The following is an 18,963-nucleotide window of genomic DNA, read 5'->3' as shown; positions in this document are numbered from 1 at the left end:
TTACTGAAAAGTAAATATAGCAATAAATAATGCAAATTTTAATTTATGAAAATGCTTTTAAATAAGATAATACTTGATTTTTTAAGTTGATTTAATATAATATTTTGGTGTTTTTTAATTAAATTAGCTAAGTAAGATTTTAAAAATCAATTATTTAATTCAAAAATCTATAGGCTATGAACAAAGAAACACAAATATATTTATTGATACTTGCATTTAGTTTTACCTTGATATCCTGCAAGAAAGAAACGATTAAAGATATTCCTTCAACGGATTCAACTTCAATAAAAATAGATGCATTGAAATCAGATTCAGCAGTAATTAATCCATCAGATACCTTAAATAATTTAGTAGACAAAAGTGTAATTGGAAGCCATTTATTAACTCAAAGCAGTATTACTCCAAGATTAAAAACCCTTTTAGGAACGGATTACGACCAAATGGTAAAATACTGGAATACAGAAACCCCGTTTATAAAAGAAGGTGATGTTTTGCATGCGAGTGGCTGCAAGCAACACGATTGCAATACGTATTCATATGATCTTTATATTGATACAAAAAACAACAAAATCAATGTATATAAATTTAGCGAATCAAAACTGACAGTTTTTGCGGAAGATGATTTCAGAATTGTTTTAAAAGATTCGTTATTGCAGGATTTAAATACGAAGAAACTCAATGCTAATATTCCGAAAAAGAAATAAAAAAAGATCAAAATAAAATAGCGGTATTTAAACCGTTATTTTATTTTGATATAATGCCAAATTGCACAAAACTATTAGTATATTTTTTTCACTCTTTACTCTTTACTCTTTACTTTTTACTCTTTACTTTTTACTCTTTACTCTTTACTCTTTACTCTTTACTCTTTACTCTTTACTCTTTACTCTTTACTCTTTACTCTTTACTCTTTAAATCTCCCCTGTCATCAAAATATTTTCCTGCACTCCTTTATTTTTCAGCATTCTGAAGTGCGATCGCACAGCATGATAAAATGGATAAGAAGTATAAGGAAGGTCATATTCCTCGGCATAACGCCTTATAATTGGAGTGATATAAGGATAATAAGTATGGCCAACTCCGGGAAAAAGATGATGTGCTACATGATGCGTAAAACCTCCATATAAAAAATTTGCCAACTTACTATTGGTACTGAAATCTTTAGTGACTATCATTTGGTGCATCGCCCATGTTGCCGATAGATTTCCTTCATCATCTGTTCCTGGAAAGTGTGCATCTTCATCAACATGTGTAGATACAAGTGCAACCACACCAAGCGCGCTGCCGCACATATGCATAGCAAGCCAGGCGTATAAAACCATATACCACGGTTGATTCAAAACTAACATTGGAATAAAAAGCAGATATGCCAGGTTAATTATTTTAGCGGCAAACATTTTATAAATTTCTATGGTCGGAATTTTGTCAACCACTTTTTTTACATAATTATCTTTCTTCCCGAAAAAATCTTTAAAGTCTCTGATATAAATCCAATTCAGACTATAAAGCGGATAAATAAGCCACATGTAAATATGTTGATATTTGTGATAATTAAACAACGGACTATTTGGAAAAATCCTAATAATGTCGCTTTGTTTAATATCAACATCCCAATCCGGAACGTTCGGATAGGCATGATGAAGATTAATATGACGTCGTGTCCAGAGCCAATGATTACCTCCAAAAAGCTCCAAAACATACATAAACCATTCGTTATGTTTAGATTTCCTGAATAATGCACCGTGGGCAGCATCATGAAATGCATTGATGAAAAGTACAATCATGGTTATACCGCACAAAACATAAAATAGAAACAATAAAAGTGTACTGTTTCCATACAACAAAATACAAGAATAAAACAAAAAGAAAAATACTACTAGTCCTAAAGACTTAATTACATTAAACCGATACAGAGATGTTTTTTTTAAAACCGTTTCATTTACTTCCTTTCGAATCTTTTTAAAAAAATCATCAGTACCAGGTTTAAGATAAACCGGGCGATTTAATTTTTCCATAATGATTATTGGCTAGAAATTCTTACATCAAATTTAATAAAAAAAGTTAAAGCACACAATTTCAAAACATTACAATTATACAGAAAAAAATTATATTTTTCATTTTTTATAAAAAAGCACATCAAATACACATCATTTTCTTTATTTATTTTTATGTGAAATGCACTATACAAGCCTTTCAAATTAATAATTTGTAGTTTAAACGTTTAGACCAGTAAGAGATTGAAAAACAGATTTAACTTTTTTGTAATTTGCTTCTCATTAAAAATAAAATTAGAGTTAAAATACGATAAAGAATTAAAAAATAAACTATGTTCAAATTCTGTAAACAATTAGCTTTCATCTTACTATTAATAGGTTTCTCTTTTGGAACTTATGGCAAGCCCGTCATTTATATAAATCAAATTGGGTTTGATACCAAAAGTTCAAAAATTGCCATTATTGGAGTAGAACAACCTCTGAATGCAAAAGCTACATTCAATATTATTGATAGTGAAACTGGCAAAATAGTATTTACGGCAGCTGTTGGGAAAGCACAAACTGTTGAGGACTGGCAGTTTGGTCAATTATTTTACCAGGCAGATTTTTCGTCTTTTCAAAAAACCGGAAACTATAAAGTTACTTTCAATATTGCAGATCAAATTTACAGTTCGGCCAATTTTGCAATTGAAGAAGATCTATTGGCAAAACGTACCATCTCATCTATTGTCCATTACTACAATAAGCAAAGAGCCAATAGGCCCGAAGAACTGGAAGCTGACAAAAATATGCTGCTGTATGGAAGTACAAAAAAAGTAGACGTTCATGGCGGATGGTGTGATGCTTCTGGCGATGTAAGCAAATATTTTTCTCATTTGGCCTACGCCAATTTTGTATCGCCACAACAAACACCACTCGTTACCTGGTCACTGATTAATACATCTGAAACAATTCCGAAACAGTTAAAACAATGGAAAATAAAAGATTCATTGGATGATGAAGCAATCTGGGGAGCTGATTATTTAATGAGATGTTTATCTGACGAAGATTATTTTTATATGATCGTTTTTAGCTATTTTGATAAAGATCCTTCAGCCAGAAGAATTGTTGGACTGAAAGCAAATAGTGTAACTACAAACGAATATCAATGTGCTTTTCGCGAAGGCGGCGGTATGGCAATTGCAACACTTGCCCGAATTTCTCAATGGCAAAAACATGGAACTTTTACTTCAAAACAATATTTAGACGGAGCCAAAAGAGCTTATGCACATCTCTTGCTAAATAATACAAAATATGATGATGACGGAAAAGAAAATATCATAGATGATTATTGTGCGCTAATGGCCGCTACGGAATTATGGATAGCTACAAATAGTGACTTCTACAAAGATGAGGCAAGAAAATGGGCTCGCAAGCTTGAAAACCGAATGACAGATAATGGATGGTTCAAAAGCAATGATGGTAATCGCCCATTTTGGCATGCTGCCGATGCCGGCTTACCTGTAGTAGCGCTGGTAAGATATTTGAAAAAAGAAACCGACAGCAAGGAAAAGATTGCGGCAAAAAGTATTATAAAAAAAGCATTAGAATATAATATAGCCGTTACCAATAACGTCGAAAATCCGTTTGGTTATGCAAGACAAAGCTTTTTATATAATGATAAAATAAAAGATGGCTTCTTTATTCCTCATGACAATGAAACCGGATGGTGGTGGCAGGGTGAAAACGCAAGATTAGCATCACTGGCGACTGCAGCAATAGAGGGCGGAAAAACTATTTATACTGATAATGATATTGCTAAAAGACCACTAGATTCGTACGCATCGCAACAAATATCCTGGATATTAGGATGTAATCCTTACTCTGTATGTTTTATGTATCAGTTTGGACAAAACAATGTGCCTTATATGCATTCTAATTATGGACACGGCTCAGAGAAAGGCGGTATTTCAAATGGCATTACCGGAAAAGAAGGAAATGGTGATGGATCTGGGATAGATTTTAAAATGGATGTTGACGGCAATGACGAATGGCGCTGGACAGAACAATGGATTCCACATGCAGCATGGTTTTTACAGGCTATAACCGCTATGGCAGAAAAATAAAAATATAGATACAGATGAAAAACTTAAAAATACTAATTTGTTTATTAATTGCCTGTTGTTTTTGCCAAAGAGAATGTCTGGCTCAGTCATCAAAAAAATCAAAATTCAAAGCCTTAGTTTTATATGAAAACGGCGGGCATCATTTGGCTTTTACAAAAGCTGCCAAACCATGGCTGAACAAATTAGCTATTGATAGTAGTTTTACAATTGATTATATTGAAAACACGAAAACAATTAATGAAGCTCTTTTACAACAATATCAGGTTTTTATACAATTAGATTATCCTCCTTACACCTGGAGTGAAGAATCTATGAAGGCTTTTCAAAAATACATGAATGATGGCAAAGGTGGATGGGTAGGATTACATCATGCAACTTTACTGGGTGAATTTGACGGTTACCCAATGTGGCAATGGTTTTCTGATTTTATGGGAGGAATACGGTTTTTGGATTATATTCCGACTTTCGCTAAAGCCGAGGTAAGTATTGAAGACACACTCCATCCTATAATGAAAGGAGTTCCTTCTAAGTTCTTTGTTCAAAAAGAAGAATGGTATATTTATGATAAAAGTCCTCGGAAAAATATTCACGTTTTAGCTTCAGTTGATGAATCGACTTATGAACCTTTTTCGAAAATAAAAATGGGTGATCATCCTGTGATTTGGACAAATGATCATTTTGCTACTCATAATGTCTATATTTTTATGGGACATGCACCAGAATTATTTCAGAATGAAGCTTATACTACACTTCTAAAAAATTCTATTTTTTGGGCTGCAAACAGAAAATAATTCTCTACTATTAATTAGAAAATACCCATATTTTCAGGTTTAATCGTAAATCCAATTCTCAACATATTTTTATGTTCTTGATAATCAATCAAACTTTCTGTATAACCTATAAACCATTGAAGCGTGAGGTAGTAATTTTCATTTTTATATGGCCTCCAGTTGACCTGTGTCTGTAAAGAACCATAATTGATAAGGCCACTTCCTTTTCTGAAAAGAATATCAGCACTCCATCTTCCTGGCTGTATCTGATAAGTTGCACTTGCTTCGCCATAACCTACATATTTAGTCAGTTCAGGATTATCTTCTTTATCAACGAGCGGAATCCATCCTCTCAACCCGACAATCCATCGTGGAGAAATTTGTGATTTTAATGAAAACGCAAGCATGTTCCATGTTCTGGAATAAATAGAATCTCTGCCGTTTGATTCGTGTTCCAAAGAGATTGTTCCATAAGTAAGCCTTCCTCCTTTTAAATAAAATGGACGAACAATAGCCACGCCGGGATTAAAATTAATTTCTGCAAATGGCTTTGAACTTGCATAAATATCCCAAAAAGCTTTTTGAGTATACATTAAATATGGAAAAAAACCTCCCCATAAAGGTTTTGAATTTAATCTTAATTTAAAACTTACCTGATATTTTACGTCTGCAGAGTTGCGATCGATAGGTTCGTCCAGAGGTACGCCTGTTAAAAAATAATTGTCTTTGTGGACAGAAAAACTAGGTTCTTTCAACAGTGAATCTGCTGCCCTGAAATTCTTCTTAGGTTCTAAAATTTGTGAATTGGATTGGATTGAAAACAAAATCAAACAAATCAACAGGTATCTGAAATGCATTTATAAGGATTAAATTGGAATTATTTTAAACTTTTATAAATGTCCATGATTTTAATAGATGATATTGACTCAAAAAAAATGAGAGTTGCCTCAATAAAAATTAAGAATATACAACAGACAAAAAAACACTCGATTTGAGTGGCCTTATTTCTTATAATTCAATATTATTTTTCTTTTTTGAATTTGAATTGAATTTGAAATCTATTTCTGTTTTTTGTTTAACTATACTGCGAATTATAGAATTATATCGATCTATTATATAAAATGATCTAGTATTTAACAGGTAATTTTATTTAATAAAGATTATTAAACTTAAATCAAAAACATATGGAAAACTTAATTAATCAGGAAAACCTCGAAGATATTAGAGAGCTTATAGAAAATAAAATAAAAGATATCCCCGGTGAATTGATTCTTGTTGGTGCAATTGGATCTATACTTTTATCTTCTTATTTAAATAAAACAGGCCACATGCAGGCTGCTTCTATAATTGGATCACTGGCTGTACCTATAGCAGGAGTAGGTCTTGCGAAATATAAAGACCTCTTAAAATCAAAAATAGAGAGTTTTGAAAAACCTGAACAGGAAGTCTCGTAATAATTGCCTCTGCTGAAAATTATTTCAAGACAAAAAAATAAAAAAGTAACTGCCGCGGCAGTTGCTTTTTATTTTCTTAAAACTAAACTACAACTACGTTTACTGCGTTAGGACCTTTTTTGCCTTCTGCAATATCATATCGTACTTCATCATTCTCACGAATATTTTCTGAGAGACCTGAAACATGAACAAAGATTTCACTACCGCCATTTTTCGGTGTTATAAATCCAAAACCTTTTTCTTCATTAAAGAATTTTACTGTACCTTCTTGCATCTTTTAATAATTTTATTTTAACAAATGTAAAACATTTAATCCTATCTAATTGAAAAACAATATTTAATAATTAAGATTTTTCTTTATTTATTGAGAGAACTACTTATACATTTCGAAATATAAAAACTTATGATTTTATTCACTTTTTACAAAAATGATTTTTAATTCTCTAATCCATTGATTATAAAATGAAAATTTAACAATGCTTTCTTAGAATTATATAAAATATCACCTAAATAGAAGCTGTACATTTAATATGTCAAACGAAAAATTAGGTTCGTTGACAAACGACTAATTTTAAATCTGATTTATATGAAATACGAAAATTCCTATTATACGCCTGAGGTTTCTGCAGGACATATGACATATTATAAAGAACAGCCATTATTAAATTACGATCATTATCTTGATAATGCATTTGAAGATGAATTAACCGCGAGCAACCATTACAACTTAGGGTTTGGTGATTTGGAAGAAAATCTTGAGGATGATATGGATTCCGAATACGATGAAAATGACTGGGAAGAATTGGAATCTATTGGCCTCGATGGTGAATATGATAGGAATGAAGAACAACCTGGAGCTTTTTTAATAAAAAACTAAAATACCAGCGCTAAAATTCGACATTGCTTTTTGAAAACTATAGGCAAACATTCAAAGAAATAATTAAGGTAAAGGGATAATTTCAAGTTTCAGTAATATGCAAAAAACGAAAAAGTCACTCAATTTGAGTAGCTTTTAGTGAACATGCAATAAGAAAATTCGAACTTTTTGTTGGATAAAAATGACACCTTACTTTCTCTCTAATTCTTTCTTGAGTATTACTTTCTACTTATTTAAAAAGTATCTTAATTTATAATAGCTTGTTTTTTGCTTCATAAATTAAATGGTTTGAGAGAATACCAGATGGAGTTTTACTTTTTTTATCTAATATTTCTGTATTTGCAAAAACAATAAAATTGTCTTTAGCTCTTGAAACTGCTACATTTAACATATTCGGCTTATTGTCCCTATCGAAAAACATCGTACCTGAATCGCCTTTTCCGTAAACCATTGAAAATAAAACAATAGGTCTTTCAGCTCCTTGAAGTGCATGAACAGTTCCTAATTTTAATGTATCAATATTAAAACCCGCATTTTTTAAAGCGTATCTCAAACTATTTTTTTGTCCAACAAAAGGGGTAATAATACCAATAGAATCTTCAATTTTCCCATATCTTTCTTCTATTTTAGTTTTGTTTTGAACTAGCCAATTAACTATTGCAGTTACCTCATTCTCATTGTATCGACTTGAATTTTTTACTATCGAATTTCCTTCAACATGAACGCAATACATTGGAGGAAATAATAAATCACTTTTCGCTGGTCCCTTAAGTGGTACCAACTTACCATCGTATGCTAATACATTGCAATAATTAATAATCTCATCAAAACAGCGTCGATGCTCAACCAAAGTAACACCTTTTTCCTTTGCGTCAAACTCTCGAATATTACTCGCATTTTGAGCCATTTTCATTATACTTCCAGTTGAAGCAAGAAAACCTTTAGGATCAAACTCTTTTTCATAAATAGGATCATCATAACTTTTAATGATATCGCATTTTTTTAAATTACCAATATCTATTTTATTCGTTATATTCCAAACAGGCTCAATTTGCTTAACATCACCCACAATTACTGCCTGCTTAGCGAGTGAAAACGTAGCAGTTCCAACCTCTGGTGAAACTTGACCTGCTTCATCAACAATAAGCAAATCTATAAAATCATAAAGTGGAGGTGTGTCATAAATATTTTTACCATCTTCCCCTTTTTTGAAAAATCGCGAATAGTTAAAAAACTTAGGAGCCATGTAAAATGTGCTTACAAAACAAGGCGTTAACATCGCTTGTCGCTGCCATCTATTTATTACCACATCGAATCCTCTTCTGTCGAAATTTTTGTCATTCAGATCAGATTCTAATTTCATTAACCATCTCCCTTCCCAGTAATGCAAAGCAAGCTGAAATGCTCTATGACGAAGAGTAACATCTAACTCGTCATAAAAACAATTTGGTTTAGCTCCATTTTTTATTTTTACATATTCTAATTCCCAGTATTCGTCTTCTGTTTTAGGTGGATTTCCAGTAATTGAATTAGAAATTTTCCAATTCTTCCAATTATTAATTGACTCACTAATAGCTTTTGCAGTTCTTATTTTATGGTCAATCTTTTCAAGTATTACACTTTTTGTATAAGCAAATTCTTTGCTTTCACTTATTAATGAATCTCTTAATAAAATTCTAACTTCGGATGCTCTATTCGCTAAAGCAGATTTCAAACCAAAAAAACAAAATAACTTTCTAAAGAATGGTTCATTATTGAAGTATGAAATAATTTTTTTCTCTAATTTATTTAAAATCTCAATATCAGATTTAAACTGTATTTCGTTTAAAATATTTTCAGAATAATACTTCTCACCCGCGCCACTATTGTTTAAGTAACCATTTAAAAATAGCTCTTCATTTTTTAAATACTCTTTCCATTTATTGGATGCCTCATTTAATATTGTCTGGATGTTTAAAATTTCCTTCTGAATCTTTTTTATGGCATCATTAATATTTAAAATTTTATCTTCTAAATAATTTGAACTCTTTTCAATGAAATAAGGTTTAGCTGCTTTTAAATATGAATCGTTTTCAACTCTATTAAACAAGCCATCACCATATTGCTTCTTGTAATTTATTCCTTTTAGTTCTGCTTCTGTTTTTCCATTAGCTGGTAAATAAGTTGCGTACCCTTCAACTTCTGGTAACCACCTGCCTTCTAAGTTACCTGGCTTTGTATTTGATTTTGAAAAACTATCTATAATGTTTGTTACCGCTTGATTATTGGTTGAGCAAGCGAGAATTATAAAAGGTTGATTTCCTTTTATCGCACTATCTACAAATTTATTAGCAACAATACTTTGCAGCAAAGTCGTTTTTCCTGTTCCTGGAGGTCCATTAACTGCAAAAACTTTGTCATTAGTCTTTAAAAAGGTATTTAAACTTTTGCGCTGCGATATTGAGATCGGAAAATCAAATCCCATTTGTCCTGTATGCAAAAAATTCGAATCAATGAATTCAGATACATTTAATGGATTATTTTCTTTAGGATTGTTAAGCGTTATAAATGTCTTTAATAATTCGGGAATGCTGTCTTCTTTTAATATCTTCTCATACAAATGAATTATACCGATTGCTGCGTTCATATCTTCGTCCGGCAATAGAACTATTCCATTCTTTAGAGTTTCATAACCCTCTGATACATAATTCTCAATTTTCTGATTTATAGCTAAAGCAAAAACATCTTTTACGTAATCTATATATTCATGATAATTGACATATTGTTCCTGACCAACAGCAGTTACATTATCAATATTTTCAACAGTGCCAAATATAAATTCAGTTCTTTCATCAGCTAAGGGTTCTAAATACTTTCTTTGGAAGACTGGAAAATATTCTTCAGGAACCCTTAAACTTCCTTTTCTATCGAGTTTCGCAAAATACCAAAAAGGAAATTTAGGCTTTTTATCTTTTAAGAAAACAAGATTTTCTGTTGTGGGTTTTATTTTTATTGGAGATATCAAGACTTCGATTTCATCTAAATCAACCCAATTCTCACTATCCTTACTTGAAACACCTTTCTTTTTATTTATACGTTCTTCTTCAAAATTTATCAGATTGTTTACACTGCTCAAATCCTCTATTTGCTGGATGTCAATTTCAAAACTCTCAATTTCAAAATGTTGAAGTTTATCAATATTGATATCTGCTTTTAAGGAATCCGATAAGCTTTTTTTCCAATATGTTAACCACTTTTTATATTCCATAATTTCTCAATTTCCCGAATTTATAATTTAAACGCTTTTACACTTTGTGACAAATATTTAGCATTTAAGACTTTGCTGCTAACCATAAAATCAAACATTACAAATTGTCTACAATTCTATTAATACTAAGTAATAATTCATGAGTATGCTTTATATCAAAATAATTTTGTTTCATCAATCTAATCTGAAATTTTATTAGAAGATAAGCCCCCACTTAGATAAGATTAATGAGTCTGGATTTTTTTCTAATTCTTTCGTGACAATTTCGTCAATAATTTCAATATTTGAATTTATGAGATTTAATTTAGAAATAAACTCTTCTTTTGAGATCATTATATAAAACATACTTGTTCTATCATCTAAAATATTCTTAATTTCAATTACATCCTATGACAAATATTATTATTTAGCAATTATCTTTTTTATGGAAAACCATACAATGAAATATTAATCAACATTAATCAAAAATATCATTACTGGATTTATATTGACAACGTATATATACCTGTTTTTTACAAATCAAATTTTAATTAGGTTTATTTGCAGAGATTAAATTCTATAGAAATAAGACAAAGTAGAAAAAAAATATAAAAAACAAAAAAGCCACTCGATTTGAGTGGCTTTTGTTGTGATCCCAGAAGGATTCGAACCTTCGACCTACGCATTAGAAGTGCGTTGCTCTATCCAGCTGAGCTATGGAACCAAAATAAGATTTTTATAAAAAAACTCTTAAAAAAAAGTCGGGGTGGCAGGATTCGAACCTGCGGCCTCCTGCTCCCAAAGCAGGCGCGATAACCGGGCTACGCTACACCCCGAAGGCAAAATTTAAGCGGAGAGACAGGGACTCGAACCCTGGCGACGGTTACCCGTCGACAGATTAGCAATCTGCTCCATTACCGCTCTGGCACCTCTCCAAGCTCAAGGAACATGTCCTGTTTTGCGGTTGCAAATGTAAGACAACATTCCATATCTCACAACTATTTCTGCGCTTTTTTTAATCTTTTTTCAATCTTTTTTTTAAACCACTTCACAATCAAACGAATAGAATTAACAAAAAAATGATATTAAATTTAAAATCCAATGAAACGGATACAAATTGACACAAAATTTGAATTTATTTAAATAAAGAGTAAATTTGCTTGATTAACTAATATTAAACAGAAAATGAACAAAAGAGTTGTTATCGTTTCTGCCGTTAGAACACCTATCGGAAGTTTCATGGGAGGGTTATCTACCGTACCCGCACCAAAATTAGGTGCTGCCGCTATAAAAGGCGCACTTCAAAAAATTAACCTAGACCCAAAATTAGTTGATGAAGTATTCATGGGCAATGTAGTACAAGCCGGAGTTGGACAAGCACCAGCACGTCAGGCTGCACTTTTTGCCGGTTTATCTGAGGAAGTTGCTGCTACAACTGTAAACAAAGTTTGTGCATCAGGAATGAAAGCTGTTATGTTTGGCGCACAGGCGATCGCTTGTGGTGATGCTGAAATTGTAGTTGCCGGAGGAATGGAAAACATGAGTTTGATTCCGCATTACGTACAAATGCGTAACGGAACTAAATTCGGACCAACAACAATGCTTGACGGAATGCAAAAAGATGGTTTGACAGATGCTTACGATAACAACGCAATGGGAGTTTGCGCTGATTTATGTGCGTCTGAATATAACATTAGCCGTGAAGAACAGGACAATTTTGCCATTCAATCTTACGAAAGAAGTGCAAAAGCCTGGGATGCCGGAAAATTCGACAACGAAATTATTCCTGTTGAAGTACCGCAAAGACGTGGTGAACCAATCATCGTTTCTAAAGATGAGGAATATACGAATGTAAAATTGGATAAAATTCCTTCGTTAAGTGCTGTTTTCACCAAAGACGGAACTGTTACAGCTGCAAATGCTTCTACCATAAATGATGGAGCTGCTGCTTTAGTTTTAATGTCTGAAGAAAAAGCAAACGCATTAGGATTAAAGCCCCTTGCCTACATAAAAAGTTATGCTGATGCCGCTCAGGAACCAAAATGGTTTACAACAAGCCCGGCAAAAGCGTTACCAAAAGCATTAGACAAAGCTGGAATTGCAATTGGAGATGTTGATTATTTCGAATTCAACGAAGCTTTTGCAGTAGTTGGATTAGCCAATTCAAAAATACTTAATCTTGATAACAATAAAGTAAATGTAAATGGTGGTGCTGTTTCATTAGGACATCCTCTAGGTTGTTCCGGAGCCAGAATCATCGTAACTTTACTAAATGTTTTAGAACAAAATAATGCCAAAACTGGTGCTGCCGCAATTTGCAATGGCGGCGGAGGTGCTTCGGCAATTGTTATCGAAAGAGCTTAAATAATAATACAATTAAATTGGGAGTTATTACTTTAAATAACTCCCAATTTTTAACTTATAAATTACCCTAAATGTTCGGAATTTGCAATTTAGCCATAGTACCCGTTCGAGCCGAAGCTAGTGACAGAAGTGAAATCGTTACACAACTTTTGTTTGGCGAACACATCGAAATTTTAGAACGCCATAATCAATGGGCGCGAATAAAAATTCAATTTGATGATTATGAAGGCTGGGTAGATTCTAAACAATATCAGGTTATTTCAGAGGCAAATTACAATCAACTAAGCAAAGAAGCTATTATTCTTAATGCTGATTTGATTGATTATATCACGGCTCCTGAAAATTTATTGCTACCAATTCCTCTTGGTGCTTCCCTTACATTCTTAAATAACAGCGAGATCAACACTTCAAATTTTGATTTTGAAGGAACAAAAACCAGCGGTATAAAACCAAAAAGTGCCTTAATAAATACTGCTTTTATGTATTTAAACGCACCTTATTTATGGGGCGGAAAAACACCTTTTGGAATCGATTGTTCCGGTTTTACTCAAATGGTTTACAAACTAAACGGCTACAAAATTCATCGCGATGCTTCACAGCAAGCACTTGACGGAGAACCTTTAAGTTTTATTGAAGAAAGCGAACCTGGAGATTTAGCCTTTTTCGACAACGACGAAGGAAACATCATTCACGTAGGTATTATCATGGAAAATAACTACATCATCCACGCAAGTGGAAAAGTTCGTATTGACCGTTTAGATCATACAGGAATTTACAATCCGGAAATAAACAAACACACGCATAAACTAAGAGTGATTAAGAAGATTATATAACATGAAATTTTATAATTTTCTGCTAAAAAATAAACTTAATCAAAAGGTTTTTTAACTGCTAGTTTTTCTAATTCCGTTGAAAAATCTATACTCTTTATTGAATCTTCAGAAAGAAATCTTGACGAAGATATTTTATTTGAAAAGTTATGTGAAATTTGCGAAAACATATTTGAAGCCCAAGAAATACATGTTTTTCTTCCTATCGCTTTTGTTAGATTATTTCTTCCTAAAATAAATTGGAGTGAGACTTATAATGAAATTGATAAAAATAAAAAAGAAACAAAAAAAGCATATAAAAGCACTGAATCATTTCAAATAATCCTTCAAGTTTCTGAAAAATATTTTAAAAATCCATCTCAGGAAACTATTATAAAAATTGCAGGAAGAAGTGCTGAATTTCACGTAATGAATGAATTACTTCTTAACAACAAAAATGCAAAACCAGAAGACATAAAATTCTCAGAAACTACTGTAATTAGATAATAAATACGCTTAAATCCGCTTCATTCGCGTGCCAATATCATGCACTAATACGAATCGTTTTTCGAAACTCCGAAGGACTATTCCCTCTTTGTTTCTTAAAGAATTTATTAAAGTGACTTTCATCTGTAAAACCGAATTCATATGCAATTTCGTTGATACGTTTATCGCTGAATTGCAAACGATGTTCAATCAGTTTTGTTTTATAATTACTGATATATTGTTGCATCGTTTCATCGGCATGTTTTTTAAAATAACGCCCTAAATAAGTATTCGAAATTCCGAAATAATCACTTATTGACTCTGCTTTAATTTTCTCAGGATAGTAAATATTCGTCTGAATATATTGTAAAATGTCCATTGCCTTAGCTTCAGTTCCCACATTCACTTGTTCAGGTAAATATTTCGCAATATTTCGGGCAACGATAATAATCAAAGTATTCACCAATTGCTGAATCAATTCCTGATTGTACACATCTTTATCCTGATGTTCTCTGCAAATTGCTTCGATCATTACTTTCACCAAACATTTATCGGCATCATTTTTTAAAATACAACCTGGTTGGTGATTCGCATTTTGCAGAATATATTCTAAACGTTGAATATTCTCATTCTGCAAACTCGAGTTTTTCAAATAAATATCATTGAATCGTAAAAAGAAAAACTTCGTTTCGGTTTCAATTGTAAAATTATGACAATCTTCAGGCGTCAGTAAAAACATATGTCCGGCATCATATTCAAAAATATTCTTGTTGATGCATTGTGTTCCAGTTCCGCCCAAAATATAAACCAATTCAAAGAAATTATGGCGATCGCCAACATCCGGATATTCATCCAATGTTTCAAATGAAACGGTAAACGGCTCGTATAAATTTTCTTTTTTCATGAGTTACAAATTATTTGAAGTTGCAAATTTACATAAAAAAGACAAATATATACAAGTTATCACTCTTAAAAATGGTATAATTTTGCCAAGTGAAATTTAAGATTTAAAAATACAACATTATGGAATATAGAAAATTAGGCAATACCGAACTTGAATTATCAACTATTACATACGGCGCATTTGCCATTGGCGGAAACATGTGGGGCGGAAACGAAAAGAAAGATTCAATCGATTCAATACACGCGTCAATCGCGAATGGCGTAACCACAATTGACACCGCTCCATTCTACGGATTTGGTTTAAGCGAAGAAATGATTGGCGAAGCTTTAAAAACACAAGATCGTTCTAAAGTACAATTATTAACCAAATTTGGTTTAGTTTGGGACGGAAGCAATAACGGAAAAGGCGATTTCTTCTTCGATGCTGACGACAACGGAAAGAAAATCCCGGTTTATAAATACGCTTCGAAAAACAATATTATTAAAGAAGTTGAAGAAAGTTTAAAACGTCTTCAAACGGACTATATTGACTTATTGCAAATTCACTGGCCAGACTCCACTACTCCAATTCACGAAACAATGGAAGCTTTGGAAACTTTAATAAAACAAGGAAAAATTAGAGCTGCCGGAGTTAGTAATTATAATGCAGAACAAATTAAAGAAGCTCAAAAAACAATCCAATTAGCTTCAAATCAAGTTCCGTTTAGTATGTTAAATCAAGCTATTCAAACCGAATTAGTTCCGCTTACCATTCAGGACAACATCGGAATTATTGCTTACAGTCCAATGGAACGAGGTTTATTAACCGGAAAATATTTCACAGACAGTAAACTAAAAGACAACGATCACAGAAATGGCTATTTCGGTCAATTCGATCTTCAAAAAGTAAAAACTTTGGTCGAAGAATTGAGTTCATTAGCAAATGCAAAACATATTTCAATTTCACAATTAGTATTACGCTGGACAAGTTTACAAAAAGGAATTGCAGTCGTTTTAGCCGGAGCAAGAAACGCAGAACAAGCCATTTTAAATGCAAAAGCAATGGATTTCGATTTATTAGCTTCAGAATTGGAGTTTATTAATCAGGCAATTTCCAAGCTTAAATAATATTTTAAACACATAGAAACATAGTTTACTTTGTCTATAAAGGCGTTTCACTTGCATCAATAAACATAGTCAACGTAGTTTGTCATTTCGAGGAACGAGAAATCGCACTAGAAACTCCGCAAACTAAGTCGCCAATCTTTGACGAGCAACGAGTGTGATTTCTCGTTCCTCGAAATGACAAACTTTGAGAACTATGTGTGAGAAACTAGTTTCTTTCCATCCTCTTTTCCCGCAAGAAAAACCTATGTCTCTATGTGTTTAAAAAAAATCTCAACATTTAAATAATTAGAATTTGGACGTGTTTCGCCGCGGCGAACCGGGCTATCCGTTACAATCTTTTATGTCTCGTTAAAGAAACGAGACATAAAAGGATTTCCACTACTATCCCTCACGCATCCATTTTCAAAAGAAACAATCCTATAAAAATGAAAAAAATATTTATCATAAACGGAAGTCAAAATTTCGCTCATTCAGGCGGAAAATTCAATGAAACCGTAACCGATTGGACAATCGAGTACTTAAAAAGTAACAATTACGAAATAAAAACAACCGATATCAAACAAGACTTTAACTTAGACGAAGAAGTAGAAAAATTCGTTTGGGCCGATATTGTAGTGTATCATACGCCAGTTTGGTGGTTTCAATTACCAAATCTTTTCAAAAAATACATCGATGATGTTTTCACAGCCGGACACAACAAAGGGATTTACAAAAGTGACGGAAGAAGCCGAGTAAATCCTGATATCAATTATGGAACTGGCGGAATGCTACACGGACGTAAATATATGCTAACCACAAGTTGGAATGCGCCTGCAACCGCTTTTACACTTCCGGGAGAATTCTTCGAAAAAACATCTGTAGATGACGGAGCGATGTTTGGTTTCCATAAAATGAATAAATTTGTAGGTATGGAAAAATTAGACGGTTTCCATTTTCATGACGTTGAAAAAGGTGCAACATCCGAAAACATTGACATCTTTAAGAAAAACTACACTAATCATTTAGAAGAAACTTTTAAAACTTTATAATCATGATATCTATTACCGCAATTATCAAGAGTAAACAGGAAAACATCGAACAAGTTCGTAACATGGTTCATCATTTGGTTACCGAAACCAGAAAAGAAGCGGCTTGTATACGTTATGACTTGCATACAACTGAAAACGTTTTTATTATTTGGGAAGAATGGAAAGATCAGGCTGGTCTTGACATTCACAACAATCAATCTTATTTGCTGGATTTTATTGAGCATAGTGAAGGTTTAGTAATATTACCTATTCAGGTTTATAAAACGGTTCAAACATTATAATTAAAGAAAAAATAATGAAAGCACTTTTTACCAATACATACGAATCCGATTTTGTAACTACTGAAATCGCAAAACCAAGTCCGAAAAAAGGAGAAGTTTTGATAAAAATACACGCAAGTGGCGTTAATCCAATCGATAATAAAATCAGAATTGGCGTTTCGCCTTATGCATCGCCTGTTTTGCCTGCCATTTTAGGAACTGATCTTGCCGGCGTTATCGAAGAAATTGGCGAAGACGTTACTGACTTTAAAATTGGAGATGAAGTTTACGGACTTGCGGGTGGCGTTTTAGGCCTTCAGGGCACTTTAGCCGAATACACTGCCGTTGACGCTGACTTGTTGGCTAAGAAACCGAAAAACTTAACCATGAAAGAAGCTGCCGGGATTCCACTCGTATTACTTACAGCCTGGGAAGGTTTAATTGACAGAGCAAAAGTCAAAAAAGGAGATAAAGTTTTAGTTCATGCCGGAGCTGGCGGTGTTGGACATATGGTTGTTCAACTGGCTAAATTTTTTGGTGCCGATGTTTATGCAACTGTTTCTGCTCAAAAAGCAGACATTGTAAAAGGATTTGGAGCAACAACAATTGATTATAAAACTGCAACTGTCGAAGATTATGTAAACCAATATACAGACGGAAAAGGTTTTGATATCATTTATGATACTGTTGGTGGTCAGTCACTTGATGAGTCTTTTAGCGCTATTCGTCATTATGGTCAGATTGCAAGTTGTTATGCCTTTGGTACACATACTTTAGCGACTGGATCGCTTCGTTCTGCAAGCTTGCATGGCGTTTTTGTTTTGCATCCGATGATTAGTGGCGAAGGAAGAAAACATCATGGAGATATTTTGAAAGAGGCCACAAAACTTATCGAAGAAGGAAAATTAAAACCGCTTATCGATCCTAGAAAATTCACTTTAGATAACGCTATGGAAGCTCACAAAGCGGTTAGCGATGGCTCTTCTGTAGGGAAAATTGTTATAGATATAACTTAATCGTTAAAAATAATTACTCAAAAATCGATTAACTTGCTTCATATTCAGAAACATACCAATATGAGTAATTATCATCTTGCCGAAATTAATATTGCCAAAATGAAAGGAGTCACTATAAACGACCCGATCATGAAAGAATTTGTAGACAATTTAGATCTTGTCAACACTTTAGCCGAAAATAGTGAAGGTTTTGTCTGGAGATTGAAAGATGACAGTTACAATGCCACAAACCTGAATCCGTACAATGATGAACAGATTATTGTCAATGTTTCGGTTTGGGAAAATATTGAAACTTTAGAACATTATATGTACAAAACGTTTCACAGCGAGTTTTTAAGGCGACGTAAAGAATGGTTTCTAAAATTCGGAAAAGCAGCCACAGCAATGTGGTGGATTCCAAAAGGACATATTCCAACTCTTGAAGAAGCGGTTGAAAAATTAGATTATCTACAGCAAAACGGTCCTTCGCAATTGGTTTTTGATTTAAGGAATAAATTTTCTGCTCCAAAACAAACTGCATAGTTTTCCGCCACGAATTCACGAATTTATTTTTTAAAATCTATG

At 32.8% G+C, this 18,963-nt stretch carries 17 protein-coding genes and 3 tRNA genes; 12 read left to right on the top strand and 8 right to left on the bottom strand.

Going from position 1 to position 18,963, the window contains the following annotated elements; translation table 11 throughout:
• Positions 1-176 precede the first annotated feature (176 nt).
• Positions 177-704, top strand: coding sequence for an Ivy family c-type lysozyme inhibitor (locus AC1RRN_RS06420; protein WP_492966513.1), 528 nt, complete (start codon positions 177-179; stop codon positions 702-704).
• A 207-nt stretch (positions 705-911) separates the two neighbouring features.
• Here AC1RRN_RS06420 and AC1RRN_RS06415 read toward each other — a convergent pair whose 3' ends face one another.
• On the bottom strand, positions 912-2,015 hold the full coding sequence (locus tag AC1RRN_RS06415; protein ID WP_492966512.1) for a fatty acid desaturase family protein: 1,104 nt from the start codon (positions 2,013-2,015) through the stop codon (positions 912-914).
• Between the two features lie 311 nt (positions 2,016-2,326).
• Here AC1RRN_RS06415 and AC1RRN_RS06410 point away from each other — a divergent pair, with 311 nt between their 5' ends.
• Positions 2,327-4,099: a glycoside hydrolase family 9 protein gene (locus AC1RRN_RS06410; protein WP_492966511.1), complete on the top strand. Its 1,773-nt coding sequence runs from the start codon at positions 2,327-2,329 to the stop codon at positions 4,097-4,099.
• Positions 4,100-4,113: 14 nt separating this feature from the next.
• Complete coding sequence (locus AC1RRN_RS06405) at positions 4,114-4,890, top strand: ThuA domain-containing protein (RefSeq protein WP_492966510.1); 777 nt, start codon at positions 4,114-4,116, stop codon at positions 4,888-4,890.
• A 14-nt stretch (positions 4,891-4,904) separates the two neighbouring features.
• On the opposite strand, the gene AC1RRN_RS06400 is transcribed toward AC1RRN_RS06405, so the two are convergent.
• The gene (locus AC1RRN_RS06400; protein WP_492966509.1) at positions 4,905-5,726 is read right to left on the bottom strand and encodes a phospholipase A; all 822 of its coding nucleotides are present in this window, start codon (positions 5,724-5,726) and stop codon (positions 4,905-4,907) included.
• 327 nt (positions 5,727-6,053) lie between these two features.
• Between AC1RRN_RS06400 and AC1RRN_RS06395 the strand changes: the two genes are divergently transcribed.
• Positions 6,054-6,323 (top strand): hypothetical protein, encoded by a 270-nt coding sequence (locus AC1RRN_RS06395; protein ID WP_492966508.1) that lies wholly within the window; start codon positions 6,054-6,056, stop codon positions 6,321-6,323.
• A gap of 82 nt (positions 6,324-6,405) precedes the next feature.
• On the opposite strand, the gene AC1RRN_RS06390 is transcribed toward AC1RRN_RS06395, so the two are convergent.
• Positions 6,406-6,597 carry a cold-shock protein gene (locus AC1RRN_RS06390; protein ID WP_492966507.1) on the bottom strand — a complete coding sequence of 64 codons (192 nt, stop codon included), beginning with the start codon at positions 6,595-6,597 and terminating at the stop codon, positions 6,406-6,408.
• Between the two features lie 312 nt (positions 6,598-6,909).
• Here AC1RRN_RS06390 and AC1RRN_RS06385 point away from each other — a divergent pair, with 312 nt between their 5' ends.
• Positions 6,910-7,200 (top strand): hypothetical protein, encoded by a 291-nt coding sequence (locus tag AC1RRN_RS06385; protein WP_492966506.1) that lies wholly within the window; start codon positions 6,910-6,912, stop codon positions 7,198-7,200.
• Positions 7,201-7,450: 250 nt separating this feature from the next.
• Here the strand turns inward: AC1RRN_RS06385 and AC1RRN_RS06380 are convergent, their stop codons facing one another.
• From AC1RRN_RS06380 to AC1RRN_RS06365, 4 genes are all read right to left on the bottom strand, one after another.
• Positions 7,451-10,447, bottom strand: a complete 2,997-nt coding sequence (locus AC1RRN_RS06380; RefSeq protein ID WP_492966505.1) for a DEAD/DEAH box helicase — start codon at positions 10,445-10,447, stop codon at positions 7,451-7,453.
• A gap of 629 nt (positions 10,448-11,076) precedes the next feature.
• Positions 11,077-11,150 (bottom strand) — tRNA-Arg (locus AC1RRN_RS06375).
• A 37-nt stretch (positions 11,151-11,187) separates the two neighbouring features.
• Positions 11,188-11,262: transfer RNA gene (locus AC1RRN_RS06370), tRNA-Pro, on the bottom strand.
• A gap of 15 nt (positions 11,263-11,277) precedes the next feature.
• Positions 11,278-11,361: transfer RNA gene (locus AC1RRN_RS06365), tRNA-Ser, on the bottom strand.
• Positions 11,362-11,611: 250 nt separating this feature from the next.
• On the opposite strand from AC1RRN_RS06365, the gene AC1RRN_RS06360 reads away from it, so the two are divergent.
• Positions 11,612-12,790, top strand: a complete 1,179-nt coding sequence (locus AC1RRN_RS06360) for an acetyl-CoA C-acyltransferase (RefSeq protein WP_492966504.1) — start codon at positions 11,612-11,614, stop codon at positions 12,788-12,790.
• Positions 12,791-12,861: 71 nt separating this feature from the next.
• Positions 12,862-13,623, top strand: coding sequence for a C40 family peptidase (locus AC1RRN_RS06355; protein ID WP_492966503.1), 762 nt, complete (start codon positions 12,862-12,864; stop codon positions 13,621-13,623).
• A gap of 520 nt (positions 13,624-14,143) precedes the next feature.
• Here the strand turns inward: AC1RRN_RS06355 and AC1RRN_RS06350 are convergent.
• The gene (locus AC1RRN_RS06350) at positions 14,144-14,989 is read right to left on the bottom strand and encodes an AraC family transcriptional regulator (protein ID WP_492966502.1); all 846 of its coding nucleotides are present in this window, start codon (positions 14,987-14,989) and stop codon (positions 14,144-14,146) included.
• Positions 14,990-15,108: 119 nt separating this feature from the next.
• Between AC1RRN_RS06350 and AC1RRN_RS06345 the strand changes: the two genes are divergently transcribed.
• The 5 genes from AC1RRN_RS06345 (at position 15,109) to AC1RRN_RS06325 (ending at position 18,921) form a co-directional block, all read left to right on the top strand.
• Positions 15,109-16,095, top strand: coding sequence for an aldo/keto reductase (locus AC1RRN_RS06345; protein WP_492966501.1), 987 nt, complete (start codon positions 15,109-15,111; stop codon positions 16,093-16,095).
• 425 nt (positions 16,096-16,520) lie between these two features.
• The gene (locus AC1RRN_RS06340; protein WP_492966500.1) at positions 16,521-17,123 is read left to right on the top strand and encodes an NAD(P)H-dependent oxidoreductase; all 603 of its coding nucleotides are present in this window, start codon (positions 16,521-16,523) and stop codon (positions 17,121-17,123) included.
• A gap of 2 nt (positions 17,124-17,125) precedes the next feature.
• Positions 17,126-17,404: a putative quinol monooxygenase gene (locus AC1RRN_RS06335; protein ID WP_492966499.1), complete on the top strand. Its 279-nt coding sequence runs from the start codon at positions 17,126-17,128 to the stop codon at positions 17,402-17,404.
• Between the two features lie 14 nt (positions 17,405-17,418).
• Positions 17,419-18,399, top strand: a complete 981-nt coding sequence (locus AC1RRN_RS06330; protein WP_492966498.1) for a zinc-dependent alcohol dehydrogenase family protein — start codon at positions 17,419-17,421, stop codon at positions 18,397-18,399.
• Between the two features lie 60 nt (positions 18,400-18,459).
• Complete coding sequence (locus AC1RRN_RS06325) at positions 18,460-18,921, top strand: DUF3291 domain-containing protein (protein WP_492966497.1); 462 nt, start codon at positions 18,460-18,462, stop codon at positions 18,919-18,921.
• Positions 18,922-18,963 lie beyond the last annotated feature (42 nt).

It is taken from the genome of Flavobacterium sp. GW821-FHT11G01 (genome assembly GCF_058808175.1).
This window is presented reverse-complemented; position numbering and strand designations above follow the sequence as displayed.

Coding starts and splice junctions, on each gene's coding strand:
- AC1RRN_RS06420 (WP_492966513.1), top strand. CDS start 177: ATGAACAAAGAAACACAAATATATTTATTGATACTTGCATTTAGTTTT.
- AC1RRN_RS06415 (WP_492966512.1), bottom strand. CDS start 2,015: ATGGAAAAATTAAATCGCCCGGTTTATCTTAAACCTGGTACTGATGAT.
- AC1RRN_RS06410 (WP_492966511.1), top strand. CDS start 2,327: ATGTTCAAATTCTGTAAACAATTAGCTTTCATCTTACTATTAATAGGT.
- AC1RRN_RS06405 (WP_492966510.1), top strand. CDS start 4,114: ATGAAAAACTTAAAAATACTAATTTGTTTATTAATTGCCTGTTGTTTT.
- AC1RRN_RS06400 (WP_492966509.1), bottom strand. CDS start 5,726: ATGCATTTCAGATACCTGTTGATTTGTTTGATTTTGTTTTCAATCCAA.
- AC1RRN_RS06395 (WP_492966508.1), top strand. CDS start 6,054: ATGGAAAACTTAATTAATCAGGAAAACCTCGAAGATATTAGAGAGCTT.
- AC1RRN_RS06390 (WP_492966507.1), bottom strand. CDS start 6,597: ATGCAAGAAGGTACAGTAAAATTCTTTAATGAAGAAAAAGGTTTTGGA.
- AC1RRN_RS06385 (WP_492966506.1), top strand. CDS start 6,910: ATGAAATACGAAAATTCCTATTATACGCCTGAGGTTTCTGCAGGACAT.
- AC1RRN_RS06380 (WP_492966505.1), bottom strand. CDS start 10,447: ATGGAATATAAAAAGTGGTTAACATATTGGAAAAAAAGCTTATCGGAT.
- AC1RRN_RS06360 (WP_492966504.1), top strand. CDS start 11,612: ATGAACAAAAGAGTTGTTATCGTTTCTGCCGTTAGAACACCTATCGGA.
- AC1RRN_RS06355 (WP_492966503.1), top strand. CDS start 12,862: ATGTTCGGAATTTGCAATTTAGCCATAGTACCCGTTCGAGCCGAAGCT.
- AC1RRN_RS06350 (WP_492966502.1), bottom strand. CDS start 14,989: ATGAAAAAAGAAAATTTATACGAGCCGTTTACCGTTTCATTTGAAACA.
- AC1RRN_RS06345 (WP_492966501.1), top strand. CDS start 15,109: ATGGAATATAGAAAATTAGGCAATACCGAACTTGAATTATCAACTATT.
- AC1RRN_RS06340 (WP_492966500.1), top strand. CDS start 16,521: ATGAAAAAAATATTTATCATAAACGGAAGTCAAAATTTCGCTCATTCA.
- AC1RRN_RS06335 (WP_492966499.1), top strand. CDS start 17,126: ATGATATCTATTACCGCAATTATCAAGAGTAAACAGGAAAACATCGAA.
- AC1RRN_RS06330 (WP_492966498.1), top strand. CDS start 17,419: ATGAAAGCACTTTTTACCAATACATACGAATCCGATTTTGTAACTACT.
- AC1RRN_RS06325 (WP_492966497.1), top strand. CDS start 18,460: ATGAGTAATTATCATCTTGCCGAAATTAATATTGCCAAAATGAAAGGA.